Below are 17,507 nucleotides of genomic sequence, written 5' to 3'. Positions count from 1 at the left end.
CAGTAGAGCTGGATTAATCCGGCGGCAACTGCGGCGAATTGATCGGCATCAAATGCTCTTTCAGGATCAGCCCGACGATCAGGATCGGCGCCGCCAGGAAGCCGCCCATCGGGCCCCAGAGCCAGGTCCAGAACGCCAACCCGATGAACACCGCCAGCGCGTTGAGTTGCAATTTGCGTCCGATGATCGTGGGCGTGATGAAGTGGCCTTCCATGAAGGTGAGGCCGACGAACAGCAGCGGCGCGATCATGCCCGCTGCGATCGTCTCCGACGAAATGATACCTACCGCGACCAGGATGACGAACATGGCGACGGGGCCGATGATCGGGAAGAAGTTGAGCGTGGCTGCCAGCGCGCCGAGGCCGGCCGGGTTGGGCATGCCGGTGGCCGCGCAGATCACGCCGGTGGCAATGCCGACTCCGAAATTGATCATAGTGACCATCAACAGATATTCGCCAAGGCTGGTCTCTATCGCATTGAGAATGCGCAGCGTCCGCAGCCGCCATTCGTGATCGGCGAAGTTCATCACCAGCGCGCGGCGCAGGTCTTTCCAGCTTGCGATGAACAGCACCAGCGTGGCGAAGAACAGCAGGAATTCGGTGAAGGTTGGCGACAGGAATTCGACGGTTGGCTGCACCCAGTCGATCTTGGGCAATTCGAACTTTGTTGTCGCAAGCGTTTCGGCGCTGCTGAACATGCTCTGTATCTGGTGCCAGAGCGCCAGCGGTCGGTCGAAGACATGCAGCTTGTTCTTGAGCAGCGAACCTAGTTCGGGGAGCCGCGTCGTCCATTCCATCAGCGGGGACGAAATAAGCCCCACGATGAAGGCGAGCCCGGCGCAGACCAAGATAACGATCAGGACTGCCGAGACGGATCGCGGAATGCGGCGCTTTTCGAGAAAGCTCGCTGCGGGCGACAACATGGTGCCAATGATGAAGGCTGTCACGATTGGCAGGAAGAATGCCTTGGCGACATAGAGCACCGTAATCACGGTGATCACCAGCATCGATACCAGCGTGAAAGCAACCACTTCGGCACGACGGAACACCGGCGGCTGCTCGATCTTGCTCTCGGGCACCGGCGTGCCTGCAGGCTTTTCGGGGAGAGCGCGGACTTCACTCATGAGCTGTCCCGACATGCCGCCATTTGGTCGCGCAGACCGCGTTCGCGCGTCAGATCGCTGACATACGATCGGGCTTTACAACACGAGCATACCGCAAAAGTTCCGTCGCGATTTCGTGATGGTTCCTTGGTTGACAAATCATTCGGTGAACGCCCGCAGGGAGGGAACCGTGAGGCTTCGGCGCAGTTGGTTGCGGTCATCACGACGATGACGCGTCGCCAAACGGGGCAGTCACATGTCACAGGCATCATCTGGAAACCGCAAGCTGTCGCTGCGTCTCACAAGCGCGCTCGTTGTTGCAGCCACTCTGATCGTTGCTCCGCCGTTCATCTCCAGCGCATCGGCGCAGGTGATGAACTATGCACCGGCTGCGCAAAGCGCGTTTCCACCGGACGACGACGTGATGGCTGCACCGCGGGTGCGGGAAAATATGGATGCCGCTCTCCCCGAGCGCCTGCGCCGCGCTGAAGTCGGCTATATGACCCGCGAAGCGCCGGGCACAGTGATCATCGATACCGGCAATACCCAGCTTTATTATGTGCTCGGCAACAACCGCGCGATTCGCTACGGCGTCGGTGTTGGCCGCGAAGGATTCACCTGGTCCGGAACGCAGACTGTCACGCGCAAGGCGGAATGGCCGGATTGGCATCCGCCGCAGGAAATGATTGCGCGCCAGCCCTATCTGCCGCGCTTCATGGCTGGCGGCCCCGGCAACCCGCTCGGTGCCCGCGCGATGTATCTCGGCTCCAGCGCTTATCGCATCCATGGCACCAATGATCCGTCAACCATCGGCAAGTTCGTGTCGTCGGGTTGTATCCGCCTGACCAATGAAGATGTGCAGGACCTTTTCAGTCGCGTCAGCGTTGGGACCAGGGTTGTGGTGCTGCCGAAGTCCGTTGCCCCACACTATGAGGCGCGCACGGCTCCGGCGCCGCGCAGCGTCACATCGATCTCGGTTCGCCCTGCCGGCGTGCAGCAGGCTCCGGGCCGTCAGGCGATGAACCTTTCCGCGTCGTCGCTCTACTGAGAGTCGATCATTCTGCTTTGATGCCGCGTTGGAGGCCCCATGACCCGATTTCCAGGACAACGGATGGCTCTCGGCGCGGTTACGGCGATTGTCATGCTCGGTGCCGCCCCAGCGCAGGCACAGGATTTCTTCTCGGCATTGTTCGGCGGGATGGCGCGTGGTCGTGGCCCGGATATCTCGCTCCCTTTCGTCAATGAAGGTCCGCCGGTGCAGGAGCAGCGCCCTCGCGCAGCAAGCGGCGGGCGTCAGGCTTTTTGCGTGCGCACGTGCGATGGGCGTTACTTCCCGATATCAGCGACCGACAGTCAGAGCCGCGCGGCGTCGTGCAATAATTTCTGTCCGGCGAGCGATACCAAGGTTGTTTATGGCAGCAGTATCGACACGGCGGCGACCGAGAGCGGCAAGCCCTATTCCGAGCTGCCGAATGCATTCAAGTATCGCACCGAACTGGTGGCCGGGTGCACCTGCAACGGTAAGGACCAGATCGGTTTGGCACCGGTGAAGCTCGAGAACGATCCAACACTGCGCAAAGGCGATATCGTCGCCGGTGCTGATGGGCTGATGGTCACTGGCCGCGGCGCTGACAAACGCGGTGCATCGCTGAACATGTCGCCGGTGTCGCCGTCGGTGCAGGCGAAATATGAGCGCATGCCGGTCGTGGCGCGGGAATAATCCGCGCCACGTGATCGATTGCACTTAAGCCGCGCGGATCTTCCCGAGGAAGTCCGTTACCTGAGTACCGAGCTGGCGTGTCTGCGTCGCCAGGGTCTCTGATGCCACCTTCACATCCTGAGCGGCTGCACCGGCTGCGTCGGCGTCGGCACTGACTCCGCTGATATTGTCCGACACGTTGCGGGTGCCATCGGCCGCCTGCTGGGTGCTGCGGGTGATTTCCTGCGTCGCCGCGCCCTGTTCTTCGACCGCAGCCGCAATCGCGGTGGCGACTTCATTCACTTCGCCGATAATGCCGCCGATCGACTTGATGGCTTCGATGGCCTCATTGGCGACCTTCTGGATATCCGCGATCTGTTCGGAAATATCCTCGGTCGCCTTGGCCGTCTGGCTGGCCAGCGACTTCACTTCGGACGCAACGACCGCAAAGCCCCGTCCGGCATCGCCGGCGCGCGCAGCTTCGATGGTGGCATTGAGTGCTAGCAGGTTGGTCTGCGAGGCGATGTCGTTGATCAGCCCGACGACTTCGCCGATCCGGTTCGCTGTCTGGGCGAGGCCCTGAACGGTATTGTCGGTCTGCTGTGCCTGGCTGACGGCGCGGCTGGCGATGCCGGCCGCATGCGATGCTTGGCGGCTGATGTCGTTGATCGAGGCACTCAGCTCCTCCGCCGCAGCGGCAACGTTCTGCACATTCGCTGAGGCTTCGCCGGAGGCGCGCGCAGCATCTTGCACGCGGGCATTGGTCTGGCTGGACACAGTGGCCATGCCGTCAGATGTCGTATTCATTTGGTCAGAGGCGCTGCCAAGGGCGCCCAGCGTGTCGCGCATCTGGATCTCGAACATGCCGATATACTGCTCGACGGCCTGCTGGCGCTGGCTCGCATTGGCATTGCGATGGCGTTCCTGCGCCTCGATCTCGGCTTTTTCCATCGCCTGCTTTTTGAAGGTCTCCAGCGCACCGGCCAGCCCGCCGATTTCATCCTGGCGATCGGCATAGCCGGCATCGACGGTGAGATCGCCGCCCGCCACTTTCAGCATCGCGTCGCGGATGGTGAGCAGCGGCGTGGTGACACGGCGCGTGATAGTGACTATGGCGCCAACGACGAGCATGATGGCGGCCCCCAGTAGCACCAGTTGCAGGATCAATGAGCGTTGCGCAGCAGACCACTGCACAAGGCTGTGGTTCTTGGCCTCGTCCAGCGCGCGTTCGGCTACGACCACGGCTGTGCTCATCTTGTCGACGGTGAGCGGTGTCCAGGCCGTCGCCGGCATTTCGGGCTTCTCGCCGGTTGCGACAGCCTGAATCAGGCGGTCGCGCAGTGCCAAGTATTGAGGATCGAAATAGGATGCTTTCGCTGCGGCAAGGGCCGTGATGAGACCTTGCGGCAGTTCAGTTCCCGACGATGCGATGTCCAGCGCATTCCATCCAGTTTCGATGCCGCCCGTCAGCTTCACATAGCTTCGCTGCAGCTCCGGCGAGATCTTGTTGACCGCGAGCGCGTTCGACACAATGACGGAGGCGTCGCCCGATGTGTTGCGCATCAGCCAGGCCATCTGCTTGATCGACAGCAATTGATCGATCACCGGATCGTTGTGGGTTACGGCGGCGGTGAGGGCTGACGAGACTTTTTCAAGCATGGCCAGAACGGAATCGACATTGTCCTGGAATTCCTTGGCAAGGCCGGCGCGGCGCGAGGCCTTCGGCTTGCTCATCTGGTCCCAGGATTCTGTCTGCAGCGCGATCAAGGCCTGCATCAGCCGGTTAAACTCGGGCACCAGCGTTGCCTTGCCGGGGAAGTCGGCGGTGACCAGCAATTCTCCTGCTGCTTTCATTGCCGGCATTTCAGCGCCGCGGATACGGCGCAGATAGGCCTCGGTATCGGGCTGGATCACGACATCGGCGTTCAACGTGCGGAACGTCGTGGACCGGTCGGTGCGCAGATTGTGCATTGCCTTGAACACATGGCCGGATGCCTCGGCGATCGTCGACATGCGCCCCGCGACGTTGAGGCGCCCATATGATTCCCACGCGCTGAGAACGAGGAATGTGACGACACAGACCGCCATGATGGCGATCACGGACTTGAGCAATGCGGAAACGGTCAATCGATGAAGCACAATGAATCCCCCAAAAAATATTTTGGTATTTAAGGCTGCAATTGGTAAATATTCACGCTCATGCTCGTTCTGATAAATTCTTTTCTAATATCGCCACTTAAGGTAGAAGATTGTCGTGCCCGGCGCTGCTTCAACAAAAAAAAGCCCCGACAATGCCGGGGCTTTTGATACTTGTCAGGGCTCGATGACGTGACTGATGAGGCCTGCCTAGGCAGCCCGGATCTTGCCGAGGAAGTCCGTCACCTGAGTGCCGAGCTGGCGCGTCTGCGTGGCTAGCGTTTCCGAGGCTACCTTCACATCCTGCGCGGCAGCGCCAGCGGCGTCCGCATCGGCGCTCACACCAGCGATGTTGTCCGACACATTGCGGGTGCCATCGGCGGCCTGCTGCGTACTTCGGGTGATCTCTTGTGTCGCGGCTCCCTGTTCTTCGACGGCTGCGGCGATGGCGGTTGCTACTTCATTGACTTCGCCGATGATGCCGCCGATCGACTTGATTGCCTCGATGGCCTCATTGGCGACCTTCTGGATATCTGCGATCTGCTCGGAAATATCGTCGGTTGCCTTGGCGGTCTGGCTGGCCAGTGACTTCACTTCCGACGCGACGACCGCAAAGCCGCGTCCGGCCTCGCCAGCGCGCGCGGCTTCGATAGTGGCGTTGAGCGCTAGCAGGTTGGTCTGCGAGGCGATATCGTTGATCAACCCGACCACCTCGCCGATCCGGTTGGCGGTCTTGGCGAGGCCTTGGACGGTGCCGTCGGTTTCCTGCGCCTGATTGACGGCGCGACTGGCGATTCCCGCGGCGTGCGCGGCCTGCCGGCTGATATCGTTGATCGACGAGCTCAGCTGTTCGGCGGCCGAGGCGACATTCTGCACGTTCAGGGAGGCTTCGCCCGAAGCTTTTGCTGCGACCTGCACGCGGGCATTGGTCTGGCTGGATACGACCGCCATGCCATCCGATGTGGTGTTCATCTGATCGGACGCGTTGCCGAGCGCGTTGAGCGCATCGCGCATCTGGACCTCGAAGGTCCCGATGTGCTGTTCGATGGCCTGCTGCCGCTGGGTCGCGTCGGCGTTGCGATTGCGCTCCTGCTGTTCGATCTGTGCTTTCTCCTTGGCCTGTTGCTTGAAGGTCTCCAGAGCGCCGGCGAGCGCGCCGATTTCGTCTTTCCGTTCGGAATAGCCGGCATCGACGACGAGATCGCCTGCGGCGACTTTCAGCATCGCATCGCGAATGGTGTGCAGCGGGGTGATGACGCGGCGGGTGACGGCAACCATGCTGCCGAATGCTATGCCGAGCGCGGCTGCGAGCAGCGCCAGTTGCAGGATCAACGCGTGCTGCGCGGCAGTCCACTGCGTCAAGGTGTGGCTTTTTGCTTCATTCAGCGCTCGTTCGGCGACTGTAACCGCACTGGCCATGCGATCAACGGTGATTGGAGTCCATTCGCTCGCGGTGATTTCGGGCTTTTCGCCGCTCACGAGTGCATTCATGACACGGTCACGAAGAGCCATATATTGCGGGTCGAAATAAGCCACCTTTGCAGCAGCCATGGTTGCAGCCAGGTTGGGCGGCAGCTGCATTCCAGACGCAGACAATTCCAGCGCATTCCAGGCGGCATCGATGCCGCCAACAAACTTAGTGTAGGCGAGCTTATTCTCAGGTGTAGCGCGCCCGACAGCAAGGCCGTTCGCGACGAGGAGGGATCCTTCGCCGGCGGTGTTGCGCAACAGCCAGGCCGCCTGTTTGATCGACAGTAATTGATCGATCATGGGATCGTTGTGGTTCACCGCGGCGGCGAGCTGGGCCGACACTTTCTCCAGTGTTTCAAGCAGCGCCTGCGTGGTCTCCATATACTCCTTGCCGAGGGCTGCGCGGCGCGACGCCTTCGGCTTGCTCATCGCATCCCAGGATTCGGTTTGCAGAGCGGTCAGCTTGTTGACCAGCTGGACCAGCGTCGGGTGCAGCGTCTTTTGATCGGCGAATTCGATGGTGGCAATGAGGTCAGCCGCTGCTCGCATCGCTGGCATCTCGGAATCGCGAATGGAGCGGAGATATTTTTCTCCGTCCGGCTGAATGACTGTCTCGTTGTTCAGGTTCCGGTTCGTCGATGCACGGTCGGTGCGCAGATTATGCATCGCCTTGAAAGCATTCGCGGAGGCGTCCGCAATTACCGAGATGCGGCTGGCTGAACGTAGCCGCCCGTAGGAGTCCCAGGCTGTCGTTGCCAGAACGGCGACCACGCAGAGCGCCATGACCACGATGACAGATTGAAGCAATGCGGAAACGGTCAATCGATTGAACATCATGAATCCCCCAAATATTTGATTTAGTAAGGCTTCAAATGGTAAATATTTCCGATTGCACCCGTATCGTGAAGCGGGCTTGAGTACGGCTACTTTAAGTAGTTGGTGCGTAAGCGTTCTTACGGCGCGGCAGAGGACGAGGCCCGGCGATTGACCGGTTCTGCTTCTCCGCGCGGGTTCGGCACTCCACTGGCGGCCCGGATTCTACGTGAACGTCGGTGACCTGAGAGCCAGCTTGGGTGCCTAGTTTGGTAAGGTTCTTTTGTTCCGGTCCGGGAACTCAATGCTCTCGCCCACGTTGGATCAGTGTTGAGCAGCTGTGGCGATGGCCGGGGCTGCTATTCATTTCCATTGAGTCTGGGGGGATGCGCACATGCTCGTCGGCGTCTTGATCACTTTTCTCGTCGTTATTCTCATTCTGTACTTGATCAATCTGTTGCCGATCGACGGCCGCGCGAAGCAGATTTGCCGCGTCGTCGTGATCATTCTCGGTGTGATCTCGCTGCTGAAATACATCGCGGTTTTCTAGCGAGATGGACTAACAAAAAAGCCCCGGCGGTTTGCCGGGGCTTTTGCTATTGATAGTGCCGCTTGCGATCAAGCCAACGCCTTCGCTTCGCGGCGGCGCGCCGTGAGGATGTATTCAGTATAGCCGTTCGGCTGTGTGCGTCCCTCGAAGATCAGGTCGCAGGCGGCCTTGAAGGCGACGCCGTCGAACGAGGGCGCCATGTTCTGATACAGCGCGTCGCCCTTGTTCTGCTCGTCCACCACCACAGCCATGCGCTTCAGCGATTCCATCACCTGATCCCTGGTAATGACGCCCTGATGCAGCCAGTTGGCAAGGTGCTGGGCGGAGATGCGCAGCGTGGCCCGATCTTCCATTAGGCCGACGCCATGAATGTCCGGCACCTTGGAACAGCCGACGCCCTGGTCGATCCAGCGTACGACATAGCCGAGGATACCCTGGCAGTTGTTGTCGATCTCCTGCTTCACATCATCCGGCGCCCAGTTCGACTGCGACACCGGAATGGTGAGGATGTCGGTGAGCTTGCCGCGCGGCCCGCCCTTGGCGAGATCCTTCTGGCGCGTGGCGACATCGATCTGATGATAGTGCAACGCGTGCAGCGTCGCGGCGGTGGGCGAGGGCACCCATGCGGTGGTGGCGCCGGCCTGCGGATGGCCGAGCTTCTGCGTGAGCATGTCCGCCATCTTGTCGGGCGCGGCCCACATGCCCTTGCCGATCTGGGCATGGCCCGGCAGGCCATCGATCAGGCCGACATCCACGTTCCACTCTTCATAAGCCTTGATCCACGGCGTCGCCTTCATGTCGTTCTTGCGGATCATCGGACCCGCTTCCATCGACGTGTGGATCTCGTCGCCGGTGCGGTCGAGGAAGCCTGTGTTGATGAACATGATGCGCTTGGATGCATTCTGGATACAGGCCTTGAGGTTCACCGTGGTGCGGCGTTCCTCATCCATGATGCCGACCTTCATGGTGTTCTCGGGCAGCGACAGCAGTTTCTCAACGTACGCAAAGATTTCGCAGGTCAGCGCCACTTCATCGGGGCCGTGCATCTTCGGCTTGACGATATAGATCGAGCCGGTGCGGCTGTTGCGGATCGGACCCTTGCTCTTGAGGTCGTGGATTGCGATCAGGCCGGCAACGGCGGCATCAAGCAGGCCTTCCGGAATTTCTTCGCCGGCGCTGTCGAGCACTGCATCCGTAAACATGTGATGACCGACATTGCGCATCAGCATCAGGCTGCGGCCATGCAGGGTCAGGTTCTTGCCGTCGATCGTCTTGTAGACACGGTCTTCATTGAGTGCGCGCTTCAGCGTCTTGCCGCCCTTTTCGAAATCGGCCGAGAGCGTGCCGTTCATCAGGCCCAGCGTGTTGCGATAGACCAGCACCTTGTCGTCGGCGTCCACGGTGGCGACGCTGTCTTCCATGTCGAGAATGGTCGAGACGGCCGACTCCATGATCATGTCGGCAACACCAGCGGAGTCGTCCTTGCCAATGGTGTTGGTTCGATCGATCTTCACTTCGATATGCAGGCCGTTATTGACCAGCAGGATCGAGGCCGGGGTGGCGAGCTCGCCGAGATAGCCAGCGAGCTGGGATTCGTTCTTCAGCGCGGTGAGGTTGCCGCTCTTGAGCTTGGCCGAGAGCTGGCCCGCAATGATGCTGTAGGCCGTGACATCGGTGTGGCTGCCGGTAGCGAGCGGCGCGGCCTGATCGAGGAAGGCTTTTGCCTTCGCGATGACTTTGTCGCCGCGTGCCTTGTTGTAGCCTTTGCCACCTTCAGACGGATCATGCGGGATTGCATCGGTGCCGTAGAAGGCATCGTAGAGACTGCCCCAGCGCGCATTTGCGGCATTCAGCGCATAGCGCGCATTGGTCAGCGGTACCACGAGCTGCGGGCCGCAGATCTGGCCGATCTCGATATCGACATTGGCAGTCTCGACCTGCTTGGTTGCGGGCTCCGGGAGGAGGTAGCCGATTTCCTTGAGGAACGCCGTATAGGCGTTCATGTCGAAGGCGCCCTTGTTGGCCAGATGCCAGGCATCGATCTTGGCCTGCAGCGTATCGCGCACCTTGAGCAGTTCGCGGTTCTTCGGGCCCAGGTCTTTGATGAGAGCGGCGACGCCGGCCCAGAACGCATCCGGCTGGATGCCGGTCCCGGGGGCGGCTTCCTTGGCGATGAAGTCGAACAGGACGGGGGCGATCTGCAGTCCGTGGGCGTCGATGCGTTTCATGGTGTCTTTCTCGCGAGAAGCGGCAATTCTGCTCTAATTTCAGGGAGTATAAGCATAAACGGCGCCAAACCGCGGCGCCCATGGGACCTTTTAACGCCAAACGCTACCCGGTGAGAAGTCCCCTAAAGGGATCAGTGGCCGGGCGGCCGGACCGGGGCCTGCGCGTGATCTGGCGAGATCCGCTCCAGCGCCACCTTGATCACGATGGTGAGCAGTGCCACGGCCGTCAGCACCGTCGCCGCGGCGAAGGCGCCGGCGACATTGTAGTCCTGATACAGAAGTTCGATCTGCAACGGCAAGGTCGTGGTCTGGCCGCGGATGTTGCCGGAGACGACGGAGACGGCGCCAAATTCGCCCATCACGCGCGCGTTGCACAGGATCGCGCCATAGAGCACGGCCCAGCGTACATTCGGTAGTGTGACCCGCATGAAGGTCGCAAAGCCGGAAGCGCCGAGTGTGACGGCGGCCTCTTCCTCATCCGTGCCCTGCACCTGCATGAGCGGGATCAACTCACGCGCCACGAACGGCGCGGTCACGAACATGCTGGCGAGCACGATCGCCGGCAGTGCGAACATCACCTTGATGCCTATGGCTTCGATCAGCGGGCCGAACAGGCCCTGCGAGCCATAGACGAAGATATAGGCGACGCCGGCGACGATCGGCGAGATAGAATAGGGCAGTTCGATCAGCGAAATGAGGAGCGTGCGGCCTGGGAAGACGAACTTGGTCACTGTCCACGCCGCAGCTAGGCCGAACACGATGTTGATCGGCACAGCGATCAGCGCGGTGGTCACTGTCAACAGAATGGCATGCTGCGTGCCGGGCTCGGTGAGGCTGTTGAAGAACGTGCCGATGCCTTGCGACAGCGCTGAACTGAAGATCAACGCCAGCGGTGCGATCAGGAACAGCAATGTGAGGATCGCGACGATGCCAAGTACCACGCGGCGCGTTACCGGGCCGGCACCGACGGGCGTCACCATCCATTCGGTATGGGCGCGTTCTGATGTCGGGCTCGGCATTACACGTCTCCCCGGCCGAGATAACGCAGGTTCCAGGCCTGTACCGCGTTGGTGACAATCAGCATGGCGAAAGCCATCGCCAGCATTACCACGGCAATCGCGGCGGCAGCCTGGTAGTTGTATTCCTCGAGCCGAATATAGGTCAGCAGGGCAACGATCTCGGTCTTCATCGGCTGGTTGCCGGCGATGAAAATCACCGCGCCGAATTCGCCGAGGCTGCGTGCGAAGGACAGCGAGCAGCCGGCGAGGAACGCCGGAAAGATCGCCGGGAAGATTACGCGCCAGAGAATCTGCAGATCATTGGCGCCGAGCGAGCGGCCGGCTTCCTCGACATCGGAGCCGAGATCCTCGATCACCGGCTGCACCGTGCGCACCACGAAGGGAATGCTGGTAAAGGCCATCGCGATGGCGATGCCGAGCGGTGCGTAGGCGACCTGGATGCCAAGTGCATCGAGCGGTGCGCCGAACCAGCCTTTCTTGGAAAACAGCGCCGTCAGCGCGAGGCCGGCCACGGCGGTCGGCAGCGCGAAGGGCACGTCGACCAGCGCGTCGAGAATGCGCTTGCCGGGAAATTGATAGCGCGCCAGCACCCAGGCGAGCAGCAGGCCGTAGATGGCGTTGAATGCGGTGGCCGCCAGCGCCATCGTCACGGTGACGCGGATGGCCGACAGTGTCCGCGGCGACGACAGGATGCCCCACAATTGCGCAAGTCCGACGTCCGAGGCTTTCAGGATCAGCGCGCAGAGCGGCAGCAGCACGATCGCTCCGAGATAGAGGAGCGTAATGCCGAGCGAGAGCCCGAAACCTGGAATGACGCTACGTCGCAAGGGAAGGTCCGTGTGTGAAGCCGTTGGGGGCTTCTCTTAGACGATTTGCGCGGAAAGGGAATGCGGGGAGGTCGTCTAATGCAGGCGCCCGTCCTCTCCCATGTCATGGCCGGGCAAAGCGCGAAGCGCCGCTTCGCTAGATGTTCCCGGCCATCCACGTTTTTAGTTCATTTGCAGCGAAGACGTGGATGCCCGGGTCAAGCCCGGGCATGACGGAGTTTGTGGTTCACTTCCCGCCGAACAGCGTGTCCAGCTTCGCGCCGGGATTGAGGTGTTCGGCATTCAGCTTGTCCCAACCGCCGAATTCGTCCTCGACGCGGTACAGCTTCACTTCCGGGAATTTGTCCTTGTATTTTGCCATCACGGTCTTGTCGGTGACGCGGTTATAGCCCTTGGCTTCGATGTCCTGGCCTTTCGGCGAATATAGGAATTCAAGATAGGCGGTCGCGAGGGCCTTGGTGCCGTGCTTGTCGGCATATTTGTCGACGACGGTCACCGGGAATTCGGCGAGCACGCTGGTCGGTGGCACCACCACTTCATACTTGTCCTTGCCGCCGGCATCTTTGCCCGCGAGGTCGCGGATCGACGAGGTCTCGGCCTCGAAGGTGATCAGCACATCGCCGGTACCGCGCTCGACGAAGGTCGTGGTGGCGGCGCGGCCGCCGGTGTCGAACACCGGGACATTGGCGAACAGCTTCTTGATGAAGTCATCAGCCTTGTCAGCACCATACTTGTTCTTTGCGAAGGCATATGCGGCCAGATAGGTGTAGCGCGCATTGCCTGAGGTCTTCGGATTCGGGAAAATCACCTGCACGCCCGGCTTCACCAGATCGTCCCAGTCCTTGATGCCTTTCGGATTGCCCGCACGCACGAGGAAGGCCGGCAGTGAGTAATAAGGCGAAGAATTGTTCGGCAGCCGCTTGGCCCAGTCGGCCGGAATGAGCTTGCCGCGATCATACAGTACCTGCACGTCGGTGACCTGGTTGAAGGTGACCACATCGGCCTCGAGGCCTTCGAGGATCGAGCGCGCCTGGCGCGACGAGCCGTTATGCGACTGGTTGATGGTAACGTCCTGGCCGGTTTTGGCCTTCCACTGCTTGGCGAAAGCAACGTTGATCTCGGCATAGAGCTCGCGCGAGATGTCATAGGAGACATTGAGCAGCGTGTTCGGCGTCTGCGCTTGGGCGGGTGCAGTCGCGAGAATGCCGAGTCCGGCGGCGAGAGCGATAATGAAGCGGTTCACGTGTAGTCCCCTGTGAGTGAGAGCGATCGGATGGCCGGGAGCGGCGGCTGCGGCGTTTTGCCCGGCAAACGGTCCGGAATTTGCTGCGCAACGGGGGCGGGCACGGGTGCGATTTCGCGCAACTCCTGCATCGGCCGACCGTTATTGAGAAGAAGCATCTACGACGCTTGGTGTTTGAGGACAAAAATTCTATAGTTAGAACGCCTCGAAGAAGATAAAATCTTCTCTTTGCGCCTCGTTATCGAGAGATATATAGAATATAATTCCAGTCAACCCCCGAATTTCGGGGCAGCGGAGTATGTATGCGGTTTCTGCCTGTCTTCCTCGATTTGCAGACCGGGCCGATTATTCTTGTCGGCCAGGGCGAACTCGTGCGCGCCAAGCTGAGGCTGCTGCTGGCGGCCGGTGCGCGGATTCGCTGGTACGCGACGGACGGCAATCGTGACACGTCCGGGCTCGATGCCGAGGGCGTGGCGCGCATTGAGCATGTCGAGGGCGATCCGGTGACCGCCGATCTTTCGGGGTGCATCGCGGTGCTCTGCGCCGGCGCCGGTGAACTCGGTCACGCGGTGGCTGCCCGCGCCAAAGCGAGCGGCGTGCCCGTCAATGTAATGGATGAGCTTGCGCACTCCACTTTCATCTTTCCAGCCATCGTCGACCGCGGCGATGTGGTCGTCGCCGTCGGAACCGGCGGTGCGTCGCCGGTGGTGGCGCGGCGTGTACGCGAAAAGATTGAGGCGATGCTGCCTGCGCGGATCGGCGATCTCGCGGGCCTCATCGGGCGCTGGCGCAAACCGATCAACGACAAGATCGCCGAGGCTCCGTTGCGTCGCAGGTTCTGGGAGCGCATCGTCGATGGTCCGATCGGCGCGTTGGTGCTGGCGGGGCGCGGTACCGAGGCCGAGAAGGCGCTGACGGAAATCGCCGATCTCTCGATCTATGCGGGTGCAGCGCGGGCCGGCGTTGTCGAAGGTCACGTCACGCTGGTGGGAGCTGGGCCGGGCGATCCGGATCTCCTGACCATCAAGGCGTTGCGCGCGCTGCAGGACGCCGACGTTGTATTTTACGACGAACTGGTGTCCCCCGAAGTCCTCGACCGCATCCGCCGGGATGCATCGCGCATTCCCGTGGGTCGCCGGGTTGGCAAGCCCGGTATCGGTCAGGATGCGATCCACAAATTGCTGATCGAAGCCGCGAAAGCCGGGCAACGCGCCGTGCGCTTGAAGGGCGGCGATCCCTTCATTTTCGGGCGCGGTGGCGAGGAGATCGAAGCGCTGCGCGAAGCGGGTGTTGCTTACTCAGTTATTCCCGGCATCACCGCAGGCCTTGGCGCTGCGGCTATGTTCGAGGCGCCGCTGACCTATCGCCGCGAAGCGCTGCGCATCACCTTCCTGACGGCTCACAAGGAAAAGGACGCCGACAAGGTCGACTGGTCGACGCTCACCGACGAGAAGATGACCGTCGTTGTTTATATGGGTATGACCGCTGCCCCCACGATCCGTGCTGGATTGCTCGCTGCCGGGCGCTCGCCACAAACGCCGGTTGGCGTGTTTGCGCGCGTGACGCGTCCGGACGCGCAAGCGGCGGTGGGTATGCTCGACGATCTCCCGGCGCTGGTCGACCAGATCGATGGCGGTCCGGCGGTTCTCATCATTGGCGATGTCGTGGCGCATTCCGCGCCGTGGCGGGCCGCTCAGATCAACAAGCTCGTTTCAGATTTATTGGTGGCTGCCGAATGACCTCTCCGCTGCAACAGAAAATCAAGATCACCGGCCCGTCGGTGGTGACTGCCAACCGTACCTGGGACGGCGTGGTGATTTATCGCGATGCCCATAAAGGCTGGACCACCGACCTCGCAGAGGCTGCCATCGTGCGCACTGCCGATGATGCGCGTGCGCTGCTTGCTGAATCCACAGCCGATGACGTTGGCGCCATCGGTCCCTATATCGCGCCGGTCGCCGTGAACGACAACGGCACCGTCGAGCCCGGCAATCTCCGTGAACAGATTCGCCGCAAGGGCGTCACCATTGACCTTCCGGCTTCGGCTTAAGGCACCTGAATTATGTATGCTTATGATGAAATCGATCGCACGCTGATCAACGAGCGTGTCTCGGAATTCCGCGATCAGGTGAAGCGCCGCCTCGCAGGTGAACTCACCGAAGACGAGTTCAAGATGCTGCGGTTGATGAACGGCGTTTATCTTCAGCTTCACGCCTATATGTTCCGCGTCGCCATTCCCTATGGCACGCTGTCATCGCCGCAACTGCGCAAGATGGCGCATGTGGCGCGACGCTATGACCGCGGCTATGGCCACTTCACCACACGGCAGAACATCCAGTTCAATTGGATCAAGCTCGCCGATCTGCCGGATGCGCTGGAAGATCTCGCTTCGGTCGGCATCCATGCGATGCAGACATCGGGCAATTGCACGCGCAATGTCACCACCGATCAATGGGCAGGTGTCGCGCCGGGCGAGGTCGAGGATCCACGCATCTGGGCGGAATTGCTGCGGCAGTATTCGACCATGCATCCGGAATTCTCGTTCCTGCCACGCAAGTTCAAGATTGCGATCACTGCGTCGGCCCATGATCGCGCGGCGATCAAGGTGCATGACATCGGTCTGCGAATTCACAAGAACGAGGTCGGCGAAACTGGCTTCGAAGTGCTGGTCGGCGGTGGCCTCGGTCGCACGCCATTCATCGGCAAGGTGATCAAGCCGTTCGTGCACGGCCGCGACATTCTGAGCTACGTCGAGTCCATCCTGCGCGTCTACAACCAGTATGGCCGCCGCGACAATATCTACAAGGCGCGCATCAAGATTCTGGTTCATGAGCTGGGCATCGAGAAATTCGCCGCCGAAGTTGAGGATGAGTGGCTGGCGACGCGCGAGAGTGCGCTGACGCTGGACAACGAGGTTGTCGAGGATATCCGCTCGCGCTTCAGCTATCCGCACTATCAGAAGCTCTCCGACACGCCGGACGAGTTGGCGGCCGCGTCGGCCGATCCGCATTTTGCGCGCTGGTTCAAGAACTCGGTCGCGCCGCATCAGCGGACCGGCTACGCCATCGTGACATTGTCGTTGAAGCCGGTGGGCGGCCCGCCCGGCGATGCCACGGCCGACCAGATGGATGCGGTTGCCGATCTTGCCGACAAATACTCGTTCGGCGAAATCCGCGTGGGCCATGAGCAAAATCTAGCGCTGCCGAGCGTGGCCAGGCGTGATCTGCCCGCACTGTGGCGGCAGCTCGACAAGCTCGGCCTCGCCACGCCGAACGTCAATCTGGTCACCGACATCATCGCATGCCCTGGCCTGGACTACTGCTCGCTGGCTAATACGCGTTCGATCCCGATCGCGCAGGAACTAACGCGGCGTTTCGCCAATAACGATCTCGCGGAGCTGATCGGTCGGCTGCATATCAACATCTCCGGCTGCATCAATGCCTGCGGCCATCACCATGTCGGCCATATCGGTATTCTCGGCGTCGAGAAGAACGGCGAGGAATTCTTCCAGATCACAATCGGCGGCCGTGCCGACGAACATGCCGTGGTCGGCACGCTGATCGGACCGGCAGTGCCTTTTGCCGAGGTTGCCGACGTCATCGAGGATATCGTTGAAGCCTATCTGGCACTGCGTGCTCGGCCGGATGAATTGTTTGTCCAGACTGTCGAACGCCTCGGCGTCGAGCCGTTCAAGGAGCGCGTTTATGCCACTCGTTAAGCAAGGCAAGATCGTTGCCGACGGCTATATTCACGTGGCCGACGATGCGGAGATTCCGGTCGACGGAGCGGTGTTGGTTCCGGCTGCGCGTTTTCTCGCCGATCCGGAGGCGCTGCTGAAGCGCAGCAGCCCGACCGGTGTGATCTGGCCGAATAACCGCGATCCGGAAGAGCTGGTGCCTTATCTCGACAGGCTCGCGGTGGTCGCGCTGGTCTTCCCGTCGTTCCGCGACGGCCGAGCCTACAGCCAGGCGCGCCTGCTGCGTGAACGCTACAAATACAAGGGCGAATTAAGGGCAACCGGCCAAGTGTTACGCGATCAGTTCGTCATCATGCTGCGCGCCGGTTTTGATTCATTCGAAGTGAAGAAGGATGCCGATGCGGAAGCGTTCGCGGCTACGGTGAAACGCTACACGGTGTTCTATCAGCCGACCGGCGATGGTCGCATCACGGCGCTGCATCAGCGCATGCAGTTGCGTCATGCGGAGAACGCGCGCTAATTCGCCGCATGTCGACGGCTTTCGCAGCGTTGGTTGATGACAAATGACCAGCGCGCGATACGGTCTCCATACGAAGGCATATTCATAGCACATTGCTGCCGTCATGCCGCCAACATTGGAATCTGGTTTCGTTGACTTAGCGGTGCTTCTTCAAGATTTTGCCCCCACCTCATGACGATCGTGTTGTGAGGTTGGATGGAGAT

The 17,507-nt window shown here is 60.9% G+C and carries 14 protein-coding genes; 7 read left to right on the top strand and 7 right to left on the bottom strand.

From position 1 onward, the window contains the following. Nucleotides 1-13 precede the first annotated feature (13 nt). Nucleotides 14-1,123, bottom strand: coding sequence for an AI-2E family transporter (locus AC1DUY_RS26190; RefSeq protein ID WP_120291925.1), 1,110 nt, complete (start codon nt 1,121-1,123; stop codon nt 14-16). Between the two features lie 235 nt (nt 1,124-1,358). Here AC1DUY_RS26190 and AC1DUY_RS26185 point away from each other — a divergent pair, with 235 nt between their 5' ends. Together AC1DUY_RS26185 and AC1DUY_RS26180 are read left to right on the top strand one after the other, a co-directional pair. Continuing rightward, on the top strand, nt 1,359-2,150 hold the full coding sequence (locus AC1DUY_RS26185; RefSeq protein ID WP_120291751.1) for a L,D-transpeptidase: 792 nt from the start codon (nt 1,359-1,361) through the stop codon (nt 2,148-2,150). A gap of 39 nt (nt 2,151-2,189) precedes the next feature. Next, nucleotides 2,190-2,822 carry a DUF2865 domain-containing protein gene (locus AC1DUY_RS26180; RefSeq protein ID WP_120291749.1) on the top strand — a complete coding sequence of 211 codons (633 nt, stop codon included), beginning with the start codon at nt 2,190-2,192 and terminating at the stop codon, nt 2,820-2,822. A 24-nt stretch (nt 2,823-2,846) separates the two neighbouring features. Here AC1DUY_RS26180 and AC1DUY_RS26175 read toward each other — a convergent pair whose 3' ends face one another. After that, nucleotides 2,847-4,940 carry a methyl-accepting chemotaxis protein gene (locus AC1DUY_RS26175; protein ID WP_120291747.1) on the bottom strand — a complete coding sequence of 698 codons (2,094 nt, stop codon included), beginning with the start codon at nt 4,938-4,940 and terminating at the stop codon, nt 2,847-2,849. Between the two features lie 207 nt (nt 4,941-5,147). Next, nucleotides 5,148-7,241 carry a methyl-accepting chemotaxis protein gene (locus AC1DUY_RS26170; RefSeq protein WP_089265722.1) on the bottom strand — a complete coding sequence of 698 codons (2,094 nt, stop codon included), beginning with the start codon at nt 7,239-7,241 and terminating at the stop codon, nt 5,148-5,150. Between the two features lie 373 nt (nt 7,242-7,614). On the opposite strand from AC1DUY_RS26170, the gene AC1DUY_RS26165 reads away from it, so the two are divergent. Beyond that, nucleotides 7,615-7,770 carry a Thivi_2564 family membrane protein gene (locus AC1DUY_RS26165; protein ID WP_086937086.1) on the top strand — a complete coding sequence of 52 codons (156 nt, stop codon included), beginning with the start codon at nt 7,615-7,617 and terminating at the stop codon, nt 7,768-7,770. Nucleotides 7,771-7,838: 68 nt separating this feature from the next. Here the strand turns inward: AC1DUY_RS26165 and AC1DUY_RS26160 are convergent, their stop codons facing one another. The 4 genes from AC1DUY_RS26160 to cysP all read right to left on the bottom strand — a co-directional run bounded on the left by AC1DUY_RS26160 (nt 7,839) and on the right by cysP (nt 13,087). Continuing rightward, nucleotides 7,839-9,998, bottom strand: coding sequence for a malate synthase G (locus AC1DUY_RS26160; RefSeq protein ID WP_478118124.1), 2,160 nt, complete (start codon nt 9,996-9,998; stop codon nt 7,839-7,841). Between the two features lie 131 nt (nt 9,999-10,129). Beyond that, the gene (gene cysW / locus AC1DUY_RS26155) at nt 10,130-11,017 is read right to left on the bottom strand and encodes a sulfate ABC transporter permease subunit CysW (protein WP_478118122.1); all 888 of its coding nucleotides are present in this window, start codon (nt 11,015-11,017) and stop codon (nt 10,130-10,132) included. Next, nucleotides 11,017-11,844, bottom strand: a complete 828-nt coding sequence (gene cysT / locus AC1DUY_RS26150; RefSeq protein WP_320445209.1) for a sulfate ABC transporter permease subunit CysT — start codon at nt 11,842-11,844, stop codon at nt 11,017-11,019. The genes cysW and cysT overlap by 1 nt, the downstream gene beginning before the upstream one ends. Nucleotides 11,845-12,070: 226 nt before the next feature. Then, entirely contained in the window at nt 12,071-13,087 is a 1,017-nt protein-coding gene (cysP, locus tag AC1DUY_RS26145) for a thiosulfate ABC transporter substrate-binding protein CysP (RefSeq protein WP_478118120.1), read from the bottom strand. Between the two features lie 302 nt (nt 13,088-13,389). Between cysP and cysG the strand changes: the two genes are divergently transcribed. The 4 genes from cysG to AC1DUY_RS26125 are packed head-to-tail and all read left to right on the top strand — an operon-like array spanning nt 13,390 to nt 17,304. Then, nucleotides 13,390-14,826: a siroheme synthase CysG gene (cysG, locus tag AC1DUY_RS26140; RefSeq protein ID WP_478118118.1), complete on the top strand. Its 1,437-nt coding sequence runs from the start codon at nt 13,390-13,392 to the stop codon at nt 14,824-14,826. Beyond that, nucleotides 14,823-15,137 carry a DUF2849 domain-containing protein gene (locus AC1DUY_RS26135; protein ID WP_089265421.1) on the top strand — a complete coding sequence of 105 codons (315 nt, stop codon included), beginning with the start codon at nt 14,823-14,825 and terminating at the stop codon, nt 15,135-15,137. The genes cysG and AC1DUY_RS26135 overlap by 4 nt, the downstream gene beginning before the upstream one ends. Before the next feature lie 12 nt (nt 15,138-15,149). After that, the gene (locus AC1DUY_RS26130) at nt 15,150-16,805 is read left to right on the top strand and encodes a nitrite/sulfite reductase (protein WP_478118116.1); all 1,656 of its coding nucleotides are present in this window, start codon (nt 15,150-15,152) and stop codon (nt 16,803-16,805) included. Next, complete coding sequence (locus tag AC1DUY_RS26125) at nt 16,792-17,304, top strand: DUF934 domain-containing protein (protein WP_478118114.1); 513 nt, start codon at nt 16,792-16,794, stop codon at nt 17,302-17,304. Before AC1DUY_RS26130 ends, AC1DUY_RS26125 begins: the two co-directional genes overlap by 14 nt. Nucleotides 17,305-17,507: the final 203 nt, after the last annotated feature.

This window comes from Tardiphaga sp. P4_G1 (genome assembly GCF_056401215.1).
This window is presented reverse-complemented; position numbering and strand designations above follow the sequence as displayed.